Genomic DNA, 16,806 nt, shown 5'->3' on the forward strand with positions numbered 1-16,806 from the left:
CGCACACACGCAGTCCAAACAGAGGAACACATGCAGCTTCAGGTGGCCCGTATCGGCAAACCCCACGGAATCCGCGGCGAGGTGACCGTCCAGGTGCTCACCGACGCGCCGGAGGACCGGTTCGTTCCCGGCACCGAGTTTGTGGTGGAACCCGCCTCCGCCGGGCCGCTCACCGTGCGCAGTGCCCGCTGGAACAAGGACATCCTCCTGCTCGGTTTTGACGAGGTGGCCGACCGGAACCGCGCCGAGACCCTGCGCGGCGCCAAGCTGTTCATCGAAACCGAAGAACTCGACGAGGATGACGACGAGGGCTGGTATGAGCACGAGCTCGTCGGCCTTGAGGCCCGGGTCGGCTCCCGGGCCGTAGGGAAGATCAGCGCCCTGAACACCATGCCCGTGCAGGACCTGCTCGTCGTCGAAACGCCGGACGGCAAGGAAATCCTCATCCCGTTCGTGGAACAGATCGTCCCCGAGGTGAACATCGCAGAGGGTTACGTCCTGCTCACTCCGCCGGCGGGCCTGTTCGAGATCAACGAGGAGGGCGGGGAGGACCCCGAGACCAGGGGCTCTGACTCCGCCGAGGACGAGGCTGAGCCGGAGGCCAGAGCCTAGATGAGAATCGACGTCGTCAGTATTTTTCCCGAGTACCTGGCACCGCTGGAGCTGTCGCTTATCGGCAAGGCCCGCCAGGACGGGCTGCTGAACCTGAACGTGCACGACCTCCGCACTTTCACCACCGACCGCCACCGCACCGTGGACGACACCCCTTACGGCGGCGGCGCCGGCATGGTGATGAAGGCCGAGCCGTGGGCCCAGGCCCTGGAGTCCGTGGCGGCTGCCCGGCCGGCCGGTGCGGCAAAGCCCGTGCTGATCGTCCCGTCCCCGGCGGGGGAGCGCTTCAACCAGGCGCTGGCCTACGAGCTTGCCGGGGAGGAGCAACTGGTATTCGCCTGCGGGCGGTACGAAGGCATTGACGAGCGCGTCATCGAATGGGCCGAGGAACACTTCACGGTCCGCCCGGTCAGCCTCGGCGACTATGTCCTCAACGGCGGGGAAGTGGCCGTCCTGGCCATGGTGGAAGCCATCGGCCGGCTGCTCCCCGGAGTGGTGGGCAACCCCGAGTCCCTCGTGGAGGAGTCACATTCGGACGGCCTGCTCGAGTATCCCGTCTACACCAAACCGTCGGTCTGGCGCGACCGGGAAGTCCCGGCCATCCTGCTCAGCGGCAACCACGGCAAGATCGCGCAGTGGCGCCGGCACGAACAGTACCGCAGGACGGCGGAACGCCGCCCTGACCTGCTCGAGGCGTTCGACGCCGGGACGCTGCCCCGCGCGGACCGCACCGCCCTCGCGGACCTGGGGTACGACGTCGTCGACGGCCACCTCAGGCCCCGGCCCGAAGCCTGAGCCGTTCCAGAATTAACCAATTCGTGCCATATGTGGCAAAATTAGTCCTTGTGTCTGCTGGGTCCGCGCCTGCCACAGGGGGAGCGTAACCAACAGCAAGGCACCCCGGTGCCGCCAAAGGGTGGCGGGACCGGACCTCAACACTTCGGCAGCGATTCCCGGAAGCATCCGGGCTTGGCTGCCGTGACCCAAAGTGGATGACCTGTGGCGTTCACCAGGAGTGGATCAATGCATATCCTCGATTCCGTAGATGCAGCCTCGCTGCGCACCGATGTTCCCGAGTTCCGCGCGGGTGACACCCTCAAGGTTCACGTGAACATCATCGAAGGCAAGAACTCCCGTGTCCAGGTATTCCAGGGCTTCGTCCTGGGCCGCCAGGGTGACGGCATCCGCGAAACCTTCACCGTCCGCAAGGTTTCCTTCGGCGTCGGCGTTGAGCGTACCTTCCCGGTGCACTCCCCGATCATCGAAAAGATCGAGCTCGTCACCAAGGGTGACGTGCGCCGCGCCAAGCTTTACTACATGCGTGCACTGCGCGGCAAGGCTGCGAAGATCAAGGAAAAGCGCGACTTCAGCACCGCCAAGTAAGTCCTTACCGACTTTCACGGCGGGTCCCAACCCGTGTCCGGCAACGCCGGAGCCATCCGCAACAGCGCCACAGGATACGGATTATGGACCAGACAAAACGCCAGCCAGGGAGACCGGGCTGGCGTTTTGCGTTGCTGGCCGTACTGGCTGCCGTCCTGGTCAGCGGGCTGATCCGCTCGCTGTGGCTGGACGTCTATTACATTCCGTCCGCCTCGATGGAGCCGCTGTTCGGCACGGGCGACAGGATCCTGGTGTCCCGCACCGCTTTCCAGTCCGAACCGATCCGCCGCGGTGACGTCGTCGTGTTCGACGGCCGGGGTTCGTTCGCCCCGCTGAACAGCGGGGAAGGTCGGCTGCAGGAAGCGGCGGCCGCGGCAGGCCACTGGCTGGGAGTGACCGGCAGTGATACTACATATGTAAAGCGGGTTATCGGGCTTCCCGGCGACCACGTCGTCTGTTGCGACGCCGGCCAACGCCTCACAGTCAACGGTCAGCCGCTCGTGGAACCCTACCTGTATGCCGGTGATGCTGCGAGCACCCAGAAGTTCGACGTGACAGTGCCAGAGGGGCGGCTGTGGCTGCTCGGGGACCACCGCTCGGTCTCGGCCGACTCCCGCAGCCTGCTGGGGGCCCCGGGCGGCGGCATGGTGCGTGCGGACAGGGTGATCGGAAGCCCGGTACAGATTCTCTGGCCGCTTGATAGATTTGCGTCAGTGGCGCGGCTGCCATTGGCGGCAACTTCAACAACAAAGGACGGACAATAGATGCCGGAAATCGATCCCGGGAGCTCCGAACCGCGGCAGGCTGCTGCGAGGCCGGGACGGCATGCCGCCCAGGAGCCCGTTTCGGAGGTGTCCGCCTCCGGCGGAACCGGACCCGGGTCACCTGCTCCCGCCGGCCCGCGCCGTCAGGAAAAAGCCCGTGCCCGCAATCCTTTCCTGCTGTGGCTGAAGGAGATCGCCACGGTGGTGGTGATCGCCGTCGTGCTGTCCTTCCTCATCAAAACCTTCCTGTTCCGGGCTTTCTATATTCCGTCCGAGTCGATGGTGAACACGCTGGACATCAACGACCGCATCTTCGTGAACCTCCTTGTGCCGGAGCCGTTCGCCCTGGAGCGCGGCGACGTGGTGGTCTTCAAGGACACCAAGGGCTGGCTGCCGCCCACCCCGCAAAAGGCCGACGGCCCGTTCAGCGTTGTGGAGGACGGGCTGACCTTCGTAGGCCTGCTGCCGGACAACTCCGAGCAGCACTTGGTCAAGCGTGTCATTGGGCTCCCCGGGGACCACGTCATCTGCTGTGACGCCGGCGGCAAGATTACCGTCAACGGTGCGGCGCTGGACGAGACATACGTCAATCCGGCCGAAGTTCCGGCAGTGCGAACCTTCGACGTCGTCGTGCCGCAGGGCAAAGTCTGGGTGATGGGTGACAACCGCAACCACTCGGCGGACTCCCGTGCCCACACCGACACGAACGGAGGCTTCGTGGACATCGCCGACATCGAAGGCAAGGCGGCGGTCATCGCCTGGCCGATGAACCGCTGGGCGGGCCTGGACAATTACCCGGATGTCTTCAAGAATGTGCCGTCGGCAGGTTAGCCATGTCCGTTGCACCCACCCTTGACTACGAGAAGCGCTTCCTTCCCCGCGGGGCGCGGTTTCTGGCCGGCGTCGACGAGGTAGGCCGCGGTGCCCTCGCGGGGCCGGTGAGCGTGGGAATCGCCGTCGTGGACCTGCAGAACATGCAGCTGCTCGCAGATGTCCGGGACAGCAAGCTGCTCAAGGCAGCAGACCGGGAACGGCTTGACCCGCTGGTGCGGGCCTGGAGCGTCGCCTCCGCCGTGGGACATGCCAGTGCGCGCGAAATCGATGAACTCGGCATCATGGGTGCCCTCCGCGCCGCCGGAAACAGGGCCTGGTTCGAGATCCTCGGTGCCGGCATCACGCCCGACGTCGTCCTGCTGGACGGGAGCCACAACTGGCTCTCACCCGCCGTCCAGCCTTCCCTGTTTGACGAGGTCATCGCCGACCCGGGCTGTGACGCGCCCGTCCACACCCTGGTCAAGGCCGACATGCAGTGCCTCAGCGTCGCCGCCGCCAGTGTCCTGGCCAAGGTCGAGCGTGACCAGCACATGCAGCAGCTCCACCTCGAGTACCCGGACTTCGGCTGGGACGTCAACAAGGGCTACGGCACGGCATTGCACCGGGAAGCGATCCGCACCCGCGGCCCGAGCCCCTACCACCGGGTCAGCTGGAACCTGCTGACGGAATAGTGCGCTGCGTCGTGCGGTGCGCTGGTTCCCGCCCGCATGGTGCAAGATGGAACCATGAGTGCCGAAGACCTTGAGAACTATGAAACCGATATGGAGCTCCAGCTCTACCGGGAGTACCGCGACGTCGTGGGTCTGTTCAGCTACGTGGTCGAGACCGAGCGGCGCTTCTACCTCGCCAACCACGTGGACCTCCAGGCGCGCAGCGCCGATGGTGAGGTCTACTTCGATCTCACGCTCCAGGATGCCTGGGTCTGGGACGTCTACCGTTCGGCGCGGTTCGTGAAGAGCGTCCGGGTCATCACGTTCAAGGACGTCAACGTCGAGGAACTGCCCCGCAACGAGGAGCTCGCGCTGCCCAAGGACGTCGACCTCGGCAACTGAGGTAATTGCTTTTCGGCGTTTCTCCAGCGCCTTCCCCGGGGCGTCACTGTTCCTCCACAGCCGCTGTTTGCGGGCTCCTTTCCCTGTGACCCACGGGTTTTCCCACATAGCGTGACCGTGCCCTGTTCCGGGTGAGTCCGCCGCCGCAGTCTTGTTGCGGAGGTGGACATGAAAGCCAAGGACTTGCTGGGCCGCCGCGGGGAAGAGCTCGCGGCGGAATACCTGGAATCGCTGGGGATGCTGATCGTGGAGCGCAACTGGCGCTGCCCGGACGGCGAAATCGACATCGTCGCCCTGGACGGTGATTCCCTCGTCATTGCCGAGGTGAAGACGCGGCGTTCGCTCGCCTACGGTCACCCGTTCGAGGCGGTGGGCGCAGACAAGCTCGCCCGGCTGCACCGCCTGGGTTCGGCCTGGTGCCGGGACCACGGACTGCACTTACCCCTGCGCCGTGTGGACGTCATCGCCGTGCTGGACGACGGCGTTCGCAAACCCACCGTTGAGCACCTCAAGGAGGTGCTGTGATGGCGCTGGGACGAGCCTATTCAGTGGCCCTCGTCGGCCTCAACGGCTACATCGTGGAGGTCGAGGCCGACATCGGCCAGACGCTGCCCGCCTTTGTGCTTCTCGGCCTCCCGGACGCGTCCCTTAACGAAGCCAGGGACCGCATCCGCTCGGCGGCGCAGAACTCCGGTATTCCGCTGAGCAGGCGGAAGATCACCGCCAACCTCATTCCCGCGTCCCTGCCCAAGCGCGGTTCCGGCTTCGACCTTGCCATCGCAATGTCGGTGCTGCGGGCTGCGGAGGACATCAGGCCCACCGGCCGCACGGTCTTCATCGCCGAGCTGGGGCTGGACGGACGCCTCCGGCCTGTCCGCGGCATACTTCCGGCCGTGATGTCCGCGGTGCAGGCAGGGTTCCAGGACATCGTGGTTGCCCAGGCGAATGCCGCAGAGGCCGAACTCGTCCCCGGTGCCAGGGTCCGCGGCTACCAGACCCTGGCACGGCTGGTGTTCGATTTTGGCGCTGACCCGCAGGAACTTGTCCTTGACTTCGCACCCGAGGACGAACCCGCCGGGAATGAACCTGTCTCCGTGGACGCGTCCGTCCCGGACATGTGCGACGTGTCAGGCCAGGCAGAGGCACGCCGCGCCCTTGAGGTAGCGGCCGCTGGTGCCCACCACCTGCTGCTGACCGGCCCGCCCGGCGCCGGCAAGACCATGCTGGCCGAGCGGCTTCCCGGCCTTCTGCCCGATCTGCGGGACACCGAGGCGATGGAGGTGACGGCCATCCATTCCCTGTGCCAGCTTCCCGCATCCGGCGTGCAGCTGGTCCGGCGGCCGCCCTTTGAGAATCCCCACCACACCGCCACGGCCGCCGCGATCATCGGAGGCGGGTCGGGGTTGCCGCGTCCCGGTGCCGCATCGCGGGCGCATCGCGGAATCCTGTTCCTTGACGAGGCGCCCGAATACGAACGCAGGGTCCTGGATGCACTCAGGCAGCCTCTTGAGAGTGGCGAGCTGGTCATCCACCGGTCCGCCGGTGCAGCGGCCTACCCCGCGCGGTTCCAGTTGGTGCTGGCAGCCAATCCGTGTCCGTGCGGCAAGGCCTCGGGGAAGGGCATTGAATGCACCTGCACCCCCTTCATGCGCCGCCGCTACATGTCGCGCATGTCCGGGCCGCTCCTGGACCGTGTGGACATCCAGCTGCAGGTGGACCGCGTGTCACTGGCGGACTTTGGCCAGTCCGGGGGAGCGGAGGACAGCGCAACAGTCGGTGCCCGCGTCCTGGCTGCCCGGGCCCGCCAGCTGCAGCGGCTGCAGCCCTGGGGCATGGAAACGAATTCCCAGGTGCCCGGGCGCATCCTGCGCAGCGAGCTGAAACTGGCGGCCGCCACCACCCGGATCCTGGACCATGCACTGGAACGGGGCGTGCTCACAGCCAGGGGCTATGACCGCGTCCTCCGCCTCGCCTGGACTCTGGCCGACCTTGGTGGCCGGGAGCAGCCGGACGGGAACGACATCGGACAGGCCCTGAGCCTCCGCCAGACCGCCTCGGCTGCAGCGTGAAAGGAACCCGCATGCACAACGAGAGAATTGCCCGCGCCGCCCTGTCGAGGCTGATGGAACCACAGGACGTCGCGGGCCTGGCCCTGGTGCACGTTGCCGGGGCTGAAGACGCCCTGAGGATAGCCACCGGCCAGGTCAGCTACGGGCCGGGGCTGGAACAGGACATCACCGGGCTGCTGGCAGATCACAGCTCGGTGAATTCCTGGGCCGGCCTCGGTGCCGCGCTGAAGCGCTGGGCACCGAGAATCCCCGACCTTGCCCCAGAGCGCGACCTGGCCACGATGCATCGCCTGGGCGGCCGCGTTCTCGTCCCCACGGACGGGCTGTGGCCGCGGCAACTGGACGACCTTGGCCTGCACCAGCCGATCTGCCTTTGGTGGCGGGGCCTTGAACTCGAACTTCCCCCGGCGGCCAGGGCGGTGGCCCTGGTGGGCTCGCGGGACAGCACCAGCTATGGCGCGTCAGTCACCGGGGACCTTGCCTACTCGCTTGCCCAGCGGGGATTCACAGTGGTGTCAGGCGGCGCGTACGGGATTGATGCCCACGCGCACCGGGCAGCCCTGGCAGGGGGCTCCGGGGCCATGCCGACCATCGCCGTCATGGCGGGCGGCGTGGACCGCTTCTATCCGTCCGGGAACGAGGACCTCTTGCGCGCCGTAGCCAACCAGGGTGCCGTGCTTGCCGAGGTTCCGCCCGGATCTGCCCCCACCCGGTACCGGTTCCTTCAACGGAACCGGCTGATCGCTGCCCTCGCCTCCGTCACGGTGGTGGTGGAGGCCCGGTGGCGGTCCGGAGCCCTGAATACCGCCCATCACGCGGAAACCCTGGGCCGTGCGGTCGGAGCCGTTCCCGGTTCGGTGCACAGCGCCAACTCGGCCGGCTGCCACCGGCTCCTGCGCGACGGCGGTGCTGTCTGCGTCACTGATGCGGGGGAGATCGCCGAGCTGGCGTCGCCCTGCGGCCAGTCGCTGGCCGACGAAAAGAGCGGACGGCCCGCTGACCATGACGGCCTGACCCTTGAGGACCTGATCCTGCTGGACGCCCTTCCCTTGCGGTCCGCCAGTTCCGTCGAAAAACTCTGCACCGTTGCCGGCCTGGGCGCCGACTCGGTGCGCGCAGGGCTTGGCAGGCTGGCCCTGCTGGGACTGGCAGCATCCGAAAAGGGAGGCTGGAAGCGCACCAGGCAATCAACATAGAGCTGCCGCCCGGCGACGTCCCCCTCGCCGGGCGGCTCACCGTGTAGTTCCCCCGTTTGGCCGTGCCGTTCCTTGATTCCGGAACAAATGCTGGGACAGTGGGGGAGTGGAGAAAAAGGAACTGCCGGCCGGCCTCGACAAGGCAGTCACGGGGTTCGAACGGTACCTGACGGGTGAGCGGGCCCGGTCCGAACACACGGTGCGCGCATACCTGTCCGACCTCTCCAGCCTGCTGGCCTACGCGGCCGGTGAAGGAATCACCGATCCTGCCGGGCTGGAACTGGGCACCCTCCGCCGCTGGCTCGGCAGCCAGAGCGAGGCCGGCGCTTCGCGTTCCACACTTGCCCGCCGCGCCGCCACAGCGCGGACCTTCACCTCGTGGGCGCTGCGGGAAGAACTGATCGAAACAGATCCATCCCTGCGCCTGCAGGCCCCCAAACGGGATGGTTCCCTGCCGGGGGTGTTGCAGCAGCAGCAGCTCGCCCGGCTGCTGGCCGACCTCAACGAGGCGGCCAAAGACGGTGATCCCATGGCCCTGCGCAACCGGGCCATGGTTGAGCTGCTCTACGCCACCGGCGTGCGCGTCGGCGAGCTGGCGGGCCTGGACGTGGACGACCTCGATCCGGACCGCAGAACCCTGCGCGTGCTCGGCAAAGGCAACAAGGAACGGACAGTGCCCTACGGGCTCCCGGCTGCGCTCGCCGTCGACGACTGGCTGCGCCGCGGACGGGGAAAGCTCGCCGCCGCGGACAGCGGGCCGGCCCTGTTCCTCGGTGCGCGCGGCCGCCGCGTGGACCAGCGGCAGGTCCGCAGTGTGGTGAAGGGACTGTTCGAAGCGCTGGGTGATACGTCCGCCACAGGCCCGCACTCCCTGCGGCACACCGCCGCCACGCATCTGCTGGACGGCGGCGCAGACCTTCGTGCGGTCCAGGAAATACTCGGCCACAGCAGCCTCGCCACCACCCAGATCTATACCCACGTATCCGTGGACCGCCTGCGCAGGAGCTACCAGCAGGCACACCCGCGGGCGTAGGCCCTTTCTCCGGCGCGTCTTCTACACCACGCCGAATTGCACTGGCGTAATTAGATTGCGTACGGCACAATAAGATCCAAGTTCGGCAACTTTCAAGTTGTGCTTGAAGCAGTCTCCAGGCGCCCCTTGTCAGTCCGGCAAGTAATTTCATAGATTGGCAGGAATCACCGGCACCAGGCGGCGCCCGGAGCAGCAAATATCCATCCATGCAGGTCGTTGGGGAAGACGTACCTACAGCTATGGAGGATGGAATGTCTGTTGCAATGACCCGCGGTGTGCTGTTTATTCACTCGGCCCCTACCGCACTGTGCCCTCACGTTGAGTGGGCCATCGGATCTGTCGTGGACAAGCGAACGGATCTGGAATGGACACCTCAGCCCGCCGCGCCCGGAATGTTCCGCTCGGAGCTGTCCTGGACCGGCGCTCAGGGGACAGGTGCGCAGCTCGCCTCTGCCCTCCGGGGCTGGGCACACCTGCGCTTCGAGGTCACCGAAGAACCCAGTCAGGGCGTGGACGGCGGACGATGGTCCCACACACCTGAGCTGGGAATTTTCCATGCCGTGACGGATGTGCACGGCAACATCATGGTGTCGGAGGACCGCATCCGCTACGCCTATGAGGCCGGTGCCGGCGACCCCTCCGCTGTCTACCACGAGCTCTCGCTTGCCCTCGGCGAGGCGTGGGACGAGGAGCTGGAACCCTTCAGGCACGCCGCCGAAGGCGCACCCGTGCGCTGGCTGCACCAGGTCGGCTAACGAGCAAGACCGGCTGAGCCGCCTTCTCGGCTGACGAGCCGGGCAGCTGACGCCCGCGGCGGCTGACCCGCCAGCCACATCAGTTCCCCCCATAGCAACGGAGAAGCCCCCGCCAACCGGCGGGGGCTTCTTCAGTGTTCATTCAGGGCGCATCAGACGCTGCGGATGGCAACGACGGCGTTGTGGCCGCCGAAGCCGAACGAGTTGCTCAGCGCCACGATGTCGCCGGCCGGCAGGGTGCGGGCGGAGGTGACGACGTCGAGCGGGATCTCGGGATCCTGGTTCTCGAGGTTGATCGTGACGGGTGCCTTGCGTTCGTGGACAGCCAGGACGGTGAGCACGGCCTCGACGGCGCCGGAGGCACCGAGCAGGTGGCCCATCTGCGACTTGGTGGCCGAGACGGCTACGTTTTCGACGTGGTTGCCGAGCGCCGCCTTCAGAGCCGTGTACTCCGGCTTGTCGCCGACCGGCGTCGAGGTGGCGTGGGCGTTGACGTGGACCACGTCTTCCGCCTGGATGCGGCCGTCGAACATGGCTGCCTTCAGTGCCCGGGTGGCGCCCAGGCCCTGGGGGTCCGGTGCTGTGATGTGGTACGCGTCAGCGGTCACGGAGGTGCCGGCGAGTTCGCCGTAGATCCGTGCGCCGCGGGCGAGGGCGTGCTCCTCGGCCTCCAGCACCAGTGCGCCGGCGCCTTCGCCCATGACGAAACCGTCACGGTCCAGGTCGTAGGGGCGGGAAGCGCGCTCGGGGTCGTCGTTGCGGCGGGACAGCGCCTGCATCGATGAGAACGCTGCCAGCGGCATCGGGTGGATGGCGGCTTCGGCGCCGCCGCACATGACGACGTCGGCCTTGCCGGAGCGGATCAGGTCCAGTCCGAGGTGCAGGGCTTCGGTGCCCGAAGCGCACGCGGACACCGGAGTGTGCGCACCGGCGCGGGCGCCCAGGTCCAGGCTGACAGCGGCGGCCACACCGTTGGGCATGAGCATCGGAACCGTCATGGGCAGGACGCGGCGGGGACCCTTCTCTTTCAGCGTGTCCCACGCATCCAGGAGCGTCCAGACGCCGCCGATGCCGGTGGCGAAGGCCACGGCCAGCCGGTCGTGGTCGATTTCGGTGATGCCGGAGTCGGCCCATGCTTCGCGTGCGGCGATGACGCCGAACTGGGTTGACGGGTCCATGCGCTTGGCCTCGACACGGCTCAGGACGTCGAGTGCGGGCGTGGAGCACCGGGCGGCGAAGTGGACCGGCAGTTCGTATTTGGCAACCCACTCATCCTCAAGGGTGTGGGCTCCCGAAACGCCCTTCAGCGCGTTCTGCCACATCGTGGGTACGTCGCCGCCGATGGGCGTGGTGGCACCCAGACCTGTAATGACTACTTTGCGTGTCATGGGATCACTCTCTGTCGGTGCGCCTGCCGTGTCCTGTGCTGCTGGCCGGAGGCCTGAGTGGGTGGCGTGCGGGGGGAAGTCTTCAAAAAAATTCAGGGATGGTGCATCGGCTGGCCGGTCCCGGAAGGTGCGGGCCCGGCCAGCCGGGTTCAGCGGTGACGCTGAAGCCTGTAAAAGGCTGAAGCCAGTGAAGGCTGATGTCTTACTTACGCCTGGGCGTTGGAGATGAAGTCCACGGCGTCGCCGACGGTCTTGAGGTTCTTGACCTCTTCGTCCGGGATGCGGACGCCGAACTTCTCTTCGGCGTTGACCACGATGGTCATCATGGAGATGGAGTCGATGTCCAGGTCCTCGGTGAAGGACTTGTCCAGCTCGACCGCCTCGGGGGCCAGGCCGGTCTCTTCGTTGACGATTTCAGCCAGTCCGGCCAGGATCTCTTCGTTGCTAGCCATTGATGGCTCCTTTTCTTGTTATTGCCGGCAGGGGATGCCGGAAATGGGCAAACCGCGGTTGCGGCTTGGTTGTCGGAATTGCTACGGAAGCACAATCACCTGGGCACCGAAGACCAGCCCAGCGCCGAAGCCGATCTGCAGGGCCAGTCCGCCGCTCAGCGCGGGGTTTTCCTGGAGCAGGCGGTGCGTGGCCAGGGGGATCGAGGCCGCCGAGGTGTTGCCCGCATCGGCGATGTCCCGGGCCACGGTGACGGTCTCGGGCAGCTTCAGCTTCTTGACCATCTCATCGATGATCCGCATGTTGGCCTGATGCGGAATGAAGGCCACCAGGTCCTCGGCCTGGATGCCGGCGGCGTCCAGCGCCTGCTGGGCAACCTTCGCCATCTCCCAGACCGCCCAGCGGAACACCGTCTGGCCGTCCTGGCGGAGGGTCGGGTAGAGCTCCTGCGCCTCTTCGAGGAGCGCGAGGTCGCCGGTGGAGTCGGACCGGCGCGCCGCCAGTCCGAGATCACGGACGTCCAGCATGGAGCGGGTCATGCCGATGGCGTCCCACTTGCTGCCATCCGATCCCCACACTGACGGTGCGATGCCGGGGGTGTCCGACGGGCCGATGACAACAGCGCCAGCGCCGTCGCCCAGCAGGAACGAGATGGTGCGTTCGCGGTTGTCGATGACGTCGGAGAGCTTCTCCGCGCCGACAACAAGGACGTACTGCGCGGCCCCCGAACGGACCAACGCGTCGCCTTGGGCTACGCCGTAGCAGTAGCCGGCGCAGGCCGCGGAGATGTCAAAGGCAGGGGCAGGAGTGGCGCCCAGCCGGTCGGCAAGGCTCGCGGCCGCCGACGGCGTGGCATACGGGTGGGTCACCGTGGAGACGATGACGGCGCCGAGCTGGGATGCCTCGATGCCTGCCTTCTGCATGGCCTCGCGGGCGGCACCCTCGGCCATGTCGATCACGCTGACGTCGGCGGGTGCGCGGTGGCGGGTGACGATGCCGGTACGCTGGCGGATCCACTCGTCGGAGGAATCGATCCACTGGCACACGTCCTCATTGGTGACCAGGACGTCGGGGCGGTAAGCGCCGATGCCCAGGACCCGGGTGTGCTCGTTGAGCGGAGTCTGCTTCAGTACCGGCGTGCTGCTCATGCCTGTCCTTCCAGTTCTGCGAAGAGTGCCAGGGCCGCGGACAGGTCGTCCGGCGTTTTGACAGCAACGGTCTTGACGCCCGGCATGCCGCGCTTGGCCAGTCCGGCCAGGGTGCCCGCCGGAGCGAGTTCGATGACGCCAGTGACGCCGCGGTTCGCGAGGGTCTCCATGCAGAGGTCCCAGCGGACCGGCCGCGAGACCTGGGCGATCAGGCTGTCGACGGCGGCGGTGCCCGCCGTGACCTCCTGGCCGTCGTAGTTGGACAGCAGCGGCACGGCAGGTGCCTGTGGCTGCAGTTCCGGGCGGAGCGCCTCGAGGGCGCTCACGGCGGGAGCCATATGTGAGGTGTGGAATGCCCCGGCAACCTTAAGTGGAATCACGCGGGCCTTGGCCGGCGGATTCTCGGCCAGGGCCTTGAGCTGTTCGAAGGTGCCCGCGGCGACGGTCTGGCCTGCTCCGTTGACATTTGCGGGCGTTGCGCCGGCGGCCTCGATGGCGGCCAGGACCTCGGCGGGATCGCCACCCACCACGGCGCTCATGCCGGTGGGCGTGACGGCAGCTGCCGCGGCCATGCTGTTGGCGCGTTCGCGCACGAACGTCATGGCTTCCTTTTCGGTGAGCACGCCGGCCAGCGCGGACGCCGTGATCTCGCCCACCGAGTGCCCGGCCAGGATGACCGGCAGCGTGCTGAGTTCGACGTCGAACAGCGACTTGGCGGCCACCAGCCCGGCCGCGACAATGAGCGGCTGTGCGACGGCGGTGTCTTTGATGGTTTCCTCGTCAGAGGTGGTCCCGTGCGCAGTGAGGTCAATGCCTGCAATTTCGCTCAGGGAGGCCAGATGGCCTGCTACGGAGGGCAGCTCCAGCCAAGGGGCCAGGAAACCGGGGGTCTGTGAGCCCTGTCCAGGGCAGACGATTGCAAGCACGTATCCAGCTTTCCAAATTACCGGGTGATCCATTGGTGTTTCCGTACACCAAGCTCACGGGGTCAGGTTGTAGGAAGTCTACAACGGTTCAATTCGTGTTCCGCGCGGCAACACGCTCGACGGCGGGCTTCGGCGGAGTGGAAAGCCGCCCCACCACAAGGGCTGCCTGGAGCACGAAAGCCTCGCGCGGGAGCAGCGGATCCCAGCCTGTCACATCACAGACACGCTTGAGACGGTACCGCACCGTGTTGGCATGGACGAAGAGTTCCCGCGCCGTCGCCTCGAGTGAATGCCCCAGTTCCAGGTACGTGCCGAGCGTTTCCACCAGCCCGTTCGACGCCGCGAGGAGCGGCCGGTAGATGTTTTTCACGAGCGACCGCCGGGCGGCATCGTCCCCGGAAATGACCCGTTCCGGGAGGAGATCGTCGGCTGCCACCGGGCGGGGAGCGGCGGGCCACGCCCGGGCAGCTGTGAGGCCGGCGAAGGCGGACTGCGCCGAGCCGCTGGCTTCCAGCAGGGAGCTGGCTTCCGCTCCGTACACCACCGGACCGGGCGCGAACATCTCGCTGAGCTTCACATACGCGGTTTCCCGGTCGTGCACGCCGCCCAGGATCAGGATGAGGCGGTCGCCCTGGATTCCCACGAGGGCATCCTCCGCGTACCGGCCGGCCATGCGGCGCAGTTCGCTGACGTAGCTGGCGCTGGGTTCCGACGGTGAGTTCCCCACCATCACGGTGAAGCGCTCCTGCGCCTTCCAGCCGAGCGCGGCGATCCTGGAGCGCAACGCGTCAGTGTTTTCGCCGCGCAGGATGGCGTCCACAATCAGGGCTTCGAGCCGCGTGTCCCAGGATCCCCGGGATTCCGCGGCCCGGGCATATACGTCGGCGGCGGCAAAGGCCACTTCCCGCGAGTACCGGAGGACGGCTTCGCGCAGCGAGGGCTGGTCCGCTTCAGGCGCGATGACCGGCACCTGGTCCTCCACCACCTCCACGACGATCCGGATGAGCTGGAGCGCCTTCTGCAGGCTGATGGACCGGGTCAGTTCCGTCGGGGCGGTGCCGAAAACGTCGGACAGGATCCATGACGGGGAACTGGGGCGCTCATACCAGGTGACGAACGCTGCGATGCCGTTCTGCGCCACGAGGCCCAGCGCGGAGCGCTCGTCCGAACTGAGCCGGCTGTACCACGGCAGGGATTTCTCCAGCTGGCGCATGGTGGTGGTGGACAGCTGACCGACGCTTGCCCTGAGCTTTTTCAGGGTCTCCGTCTTCTCCGGAGTCATGGTCCGGGAGGGCGGTTTGCGTGCTGCAGGGGAGGGGGACGGCTCGGGCATGATTCGAGCATACGGTGCCTGCGGGGCAAGCTCCATTTTGTGCAAAGGCTACAACTGCCGTTGTGTTGCGTCACAGCCCGTCCGGCGCCTCCGGAAGTGCAGCTGAAGTACCGCAGACGACGACGGCGGCCCCCACCGTGGGTGGGGACCGCCGTCGTTCGTTTCGCGCTCAGGGAGTCGGGTTAGGACTCGCCTCCGGCATTGCCTGTGGTGCCGGCGTTGACGTTGAGCAGACGGTACTTCTCGATCGCCTTCGCCGGTGCCTGTGCGTCAACCTCACCCTTGGCTGCCAGCAGCTGGAGGGTCTTCACAACGACGGAGTGGGTGTCGTTTTTGAAGTAGCGGCGGGCGGCGGCGCGGGTGTCGGAGAAGCCGAAGCCGTCGGCGCCGAGGGTGGCGAAGTCGTTCGGGATGAACTGCCGGATCTGGTCCGGGACGGCCTTCATGTAGTCCGAGACGGCGATGACGGGGCCCTGGGCTCCGGCGAGCTGCCTGGTGACGAAGGGTTCGCGGGCGTCCTGGCCGGGGTTGAGGAAGGCTTCCTCTTCGGCGGCGAGGCCGTCGCGGCGCAGTTCGTTCCAGGAGGTGACGGACCAGACGTCGGCGGAGACGCCCCAGTCTTCGGCGAGGATCCGCTGGGCTTCGAGGGCCCAGGGGACGGAGACGCCGGAGGCTAGGATCTGGCTCTTGGGGCCTTCGGTGGGGGAGGCTGCGAGCTTGTAGATGCCCTTCAGGACGCCTTCGACGTCGAGGTTCTCCGGTTCGGCGGGCTGGGTGATGGGCTCGTTGTAGACCGTGAGGTAGTACATCAGGTTCCGGTCTGCGGAGTCGTGCCCGTACATGCGTTCGAGGCCGTTGCGGACGATGTGGCCCATTTCGTAGCCGTAGGCGGGGTCGTAGGTGACTACGGCGGGGTTGGTGGAGGCCAGCAGCGGGGAGTGTCCGTCGGCGTGCTGGAGGCCTTCGCCGGTGAGGGTGGTCCGTCCTGCGGTGGCGCCGATGATGAAGCCGCGGGTCATCTGGTCGGCGGCGGCCCAGAAGGCGTCGCCGGTGCGCTGGAAGCCGAACATGGAGTAGAACACGTAGACCGGGACCAGCGGTACGCCGTGGGTGGCGTAGGCGGTGCCGGCGGCGGTGAAGGCTGCCACGGCGCCGGCTTCGTTGATGCCGGGGTGGATCAGCTGTCCCTGCGCGGATTCCTTGTAGGCCAGGACCAGGTCCCGGTCCACAGACAGGTAGTTCTGGCCGCCAGGGTTGTAGATCTTCGCGGTCGGGAAGAACGCGTCCATGCCGAACGTGCGGGCCTCATCCGGGATGATCGGCGCGATGTGCTTGCCGAAGTTCTTATCCCGCATCAGGTCCTTCAGCAGGCGGACGAACGCCATAGTGGTCGCGGCCTGCTGCTTACCCGAACCGCGCTTGGCCACCTCGTAGGTCTTCGCCTCGGGCAGCTCGATGTCCGAGTGCTTCGAACGCCGTTCCGGAACCGAACCGCCCAGGGCCGCCCGGCGCTCAAGCAGGTACTTGATTTCCGGCGCGTCCGTGCCCGGGTGGTAGTACGGCGGACGGTAGGGGTCCTTCTCCAGCTGCTCATCCGTGACCGGAATCCGCAGGTGGTCGCGGAACTTCTTCAGGTCGTCGAGGGTGAGTTTTTTCATCTGGTGGGTGGCGTTGCGGCCTTCGAAGTGCGGGCCCAGGCCGTAGCCCTTGACCGTTTTGGCCAGGATCACGGTGGGTTTGCCCTTGAATTCGGTCGCGGCCTTGTACGCGGCGTAGACCTTGCGATAGTCGTGCCCGCCGCGCTTGAGGTTCCAGATCGCGTCATCGCTCAGGTCAGCGACCAGGTCCTTGGTCTGCGGGGTT

The 16,806-nt window shown here is 66.8% G+C and carries 18 protein-coding genes; 12 read left to right on the top strand and 6 right to left on the bottom strand.

Annotation, left to right across the window (positions count from 1 at the left end; genetic code table 11):
* The first annotated feature begins 30 nt into the window (after positions 1-30).
* From rimM to ARGLB_RS20750, 12 genes are all read left to right on the top strand, one after another.
* The gene (gene rimM / locus ARGLB_RS20695) at positions 31-612 is read left to right on the top strand and encodes a ribosome maturation factor RimM (RefSeq protein ID WP_003806062.1); all 582 of its coding nucleotides are present in this window, start codon (positions 31-33) and stop codon (positions 610-612) included.
* Positions 613-1,407 (top strand): tRNA (guanosine(37)-N1)-methyltransferase TrmD, encoded by a 795-nt coding sequence (trmD, locus tag ARGLB_RS20700; protein WP_003806063.1) that lies wholly within the window; start codon positions 613-615, stop codon positions 1,405-1,407.
* Between the two features lie 228 nt (positions 1,408-1,635).
* A complete protein-coding gene (gene rplS / locus ARGLB_RS20705) occupies positions 1,636-1,995 on the top strand; it encodes a 50S ribosomal protein L19 (protein WP_003806064.1) in 360 nt (119 codons plus the stop codon).
* An 83-nt stretch (positions 1,996-2,078) separates the two neighbouring features.
* Positions 2,079-2,759 carry a signal peptidase I gene (gene lepB / locus ARGLB_RS20710; RefSeq protein WP_003806065.1) on the top strand — a complete coding sequence of 227 codons (681 nt, stop codon included), beginning with the start codon at positions 2,079-2,081 and terminating at the stop codon, positions 2,757-2,759.
* A complete protein-coding gene (gene lepB / locus ARGLB_RS20715) occupies positions 2,760-3,590 on the top strand; it encodes a signal peptidase I (RefSeq protein ID WP_003806066.1) in 831 nt (276 codons plus the stop codon).
* 2 nt (positions 3,591-3,592) lie between these two features.
* A complete protein-coding gene (gene rnhB / locus ARGLB_RS20720) occupies positions 3,593-4,264 on the top strand; it encodes a ribonuclease HII (RefSeq protein ID WP_003806067.1) in 672 nt (223 codons plus the stop codon).
* Between the two features lie 54 nt (positions 4,265-4,318).
* Positions 4,319-4,645, top strand: a complete 327-nt coding sequence (locus ARGLB_RS20725; protein ID WP_003806068.1) for a DUF2469 domain-containing protein — start codon at positions 4,319-4,321, stop codon at positions 4,643-4,645.
* Positions 4,646-4,813: 168 nt separating this feature from the next.
* Positions 4,814-5,170 carry a YraN family protein gene (locus tag ARGLB_RS20730; protein ID WP_003806070.1) on the top strand — a complete coding sequence of 119 codons (357 nt, stop codon included), beginning with the start codon at positions 4,814-4,816 and terminating at the stop codon, positions 5,168-5,170.
* A complete protein-coding gene (locus ARGLB_RS20735) occupies positions 5,170-6,714 on the top strand; it encodes a YifB family Mg chelatase-like AAA ATPase (RefSeq protein ID WP_003806071.1) in 1,545 nt (514 codons plus the stop codon). The genes ARGLB_RS20730 and ARGLB_RS20735 overlap by 1 nt, the downstream gene beginning before the upstream one ends.
* Positions 6,715-6,725: 11 nt before the next feature.
* Positions 6,726-7,910 carry a DNA-processing protein DprA gene (gene dprA / locus ARGLB_RS20740; protein ID WP_003806072.1) on the top strand — a complete coding sequence of 395 codons (1,185 nt, stop codon included), beginning with the start codon at positions 6,726-6,728 and terminating at the stop codon, positions 7,908-7,910.
* Between the two features lie 106 nt (positions 7,911-8,016).
* Entirely contained in the window at positions 8,017-8,943 is a 927-nt protein-coding gene (locus ARGLB_RS20745; protein ID WP_003806073.1) for a tyrosine recombinase XerC, read from the top strand.
* 251 nt (positions 8,944-9,194) lie between these two features.
* Positions 9,195-9,698 (top strand): DUF3145 domain-containing protein, encoded by a 504-nt coding sequence (locus ARGLB_RS20750; RefSeq protein ID WP_003806074.1) that lies wholly within the window; start codon positions 9,195-9,197, stop codon positions 9,696-9,698.
* Between the two features lie 152 nt (positions 9,699-9,850).
* Here ARGLB_RS20750 and fabF read toward each other — a convergent pair whose 3' ends face one another.
* The 6 genes from fabF to ARGLB_RS20780 all read right to left on the bottom strand — a co-directional run.
* Positions 9,851-11,086: a beta-ketoacyl-ACP synthase II gene (gene fabF, locus ARGLB_RS20755; RefSeq protein WP_003806075.1), complete on the bottom strand. Its 1,236-nt coding sequence runs from the start codon at positions 11,084-11,086 to the stop codon at positions 9,851-9,853.
* Positions 11,087-11,292: 206 nt separating this feature from the next.
* Positions 11,293-11,538: an acyl carrier protein gene (locus ARGLB_RS20760; RefSeq protein ID WP_003806076.1), complete on the bottom strand. Its 246-nt coding sequence runs from the start codon at positions 11,536-11,538 to the stop codon at positions 11,293-11,295.
* Between the two features lie 81 nt (positions 11,539-11,619).
* Positions 11,620-12,684 carry a beta-ketoacyl-ACP synthase III gene (locus ARGLB_RS20765; protein ID WP_003806077.1) on the bottom strand — a complete coding sequence of 355 codons (1,065 nt, stop codon included), beginning with the start codon at positions 12,682-12,684 and terminating at the stop codon, positions 11,620-11,622.
* Positions 12,681-13,610 (bottom strand): ACP S-malonyltransferase, encoded by a 930-nt coding sequence (locus ARGLB_RS20770; RefSeq protein WP_175305040.1) that lies wholly within the window; start codon positions 13,608-13,610, stop codon positions 12,681-12,683. Before ARGLB_RS20770 ends, ARGLB_RS20765 begins: the two co-directional genes overlap by 4 nt.
* Before the next feature lie 88 nt (positions 13,611-13,698).
* Positions 13,699-14,943, bottom strand: coding sequence for a PucR family transcriptional regulator (locus tag ARGLB_RS20775; protein ID WP_043420079.1), 1,245 nt, complete (start codon positions 14,941-14,943; stop codon positions 13,699-13,701).
* Between the two features lie 182 nt (positions 14,944-15,125).
* Positions 15,126-16,806: transketolase-like TK C-terminal-containing protein (locus tag ARGLB_RS20780; RefSeq protein ID WP_003806080.1), on the bottom strand; the 1,681-nt coding region annotated here is incomplete at its 5' end.

Source organism: Arthrobacter globiformis NBRC 12137 (assembly GCF_000238915.1).
GTDB lineage: Bacteria > Actinomycetota > Actinomycetes > Actinomycetales > Micrococcaceae > Arthrobacter > Arthrobacter globiformis.

Coding starts and splice junctions, on each gene's coding strand:
- fabF (WP_003806075.1), bottom strand. CDS start 11,086: ATGACACGCAAAGTAGTCATTACAGGTCTGGGTGCCACCACGCCCATC.
- rplS (WP_003806064.1), top strand. CDS start 1,636: ATGCATATCCTCGATTCCGTAGATGCAGCCTCGCTGCGCACCGATGTT.
- ARGLB_RS20750 (WP_003806074.1), top strand. CDS start 9,195: ATGTCTGTTGCAATGACCCGCGGTGTGCTGTTTATTCACTCGGCCCCT.
- dprA (WP_003806072.1), top strand. CDS start 6,726: ATGCACAACGAGAGAATTGCCCGCGCCGCCCTGTCGAGGCTGATGGAA.
- ARGLB_RS20725 (WP_003806068.1), top strand. CDS start 4,319: ATGAGTGCCGAAGACCTTGAGAACTATGAAACCGATATGGAGCTCCAG.
- ARGLB_RS20775 (WP_043420079.1), bottom strand. CDS start 14,943: ATGCCCGAGCCGTCCCCCTCCCCTGCAGCACGCAAACCGCCCTCCCGG.
- lepB (WP_003806066.1), top strand. CDS start 2,760: ATGCCGGAAATCGATCCCGGGAGCTCCGAACCGCGGCAGGCTGCTGCG.
- ARGLB_RS20735 (WP_003806071.1), top strand. CDS start 5,170: ATGGCGCTGGGACGAGCCTATTCAGTGGCCCTCGTCGGCCTCAACGGC.
- ARGLB_RS20765 (WP_003806077.1), bottom strand. CDS start 12,684: ATGAGCAGCACGCCGGTACTGAAGCAGACTCCGCTCAACGAGCACACC.
- ARGLB_RS20760 (WP_003806076.1), bottom strand. CDS start 11,538: ATGGCTAGCAACGAAGAGATCCTGGCCGGACTGGCTGAAATCGTCAAC.
- rnhB (WP_003806067.1), top strand. CDS start 3,593: ATGTCCGTTGCACCCACCCTTGACTACGAGAAGCGCTTCCTTCCCCGC.
- ARGLB_RS20730 (WP_003806070.1), top strand. CDS start 4,814: ATGAAAGCCAAGGACTTGCTGGGCCGCCGCGGGGAAGAGCTCGCGGCG.
- rimM (WP_003806062.1), top strand. CDS start 31: ATGCAGCTTCAGGTGGCCCGTATCGGCAAACCCCACGGAATCCGCGGC.
- lepB (WP_003806065.1), top strand. CDS start 2,079: ATGGACCAGACAAAACGCCAGCCAGGGAGACCGGGCTGGCGTTTTGCG.
- trmD (WP_003806063.1), top strand. CDS start 613: ATGAGAATCGACGTCGTCAGTATTTTTCCCGAGTACCTGGCACCGCTG.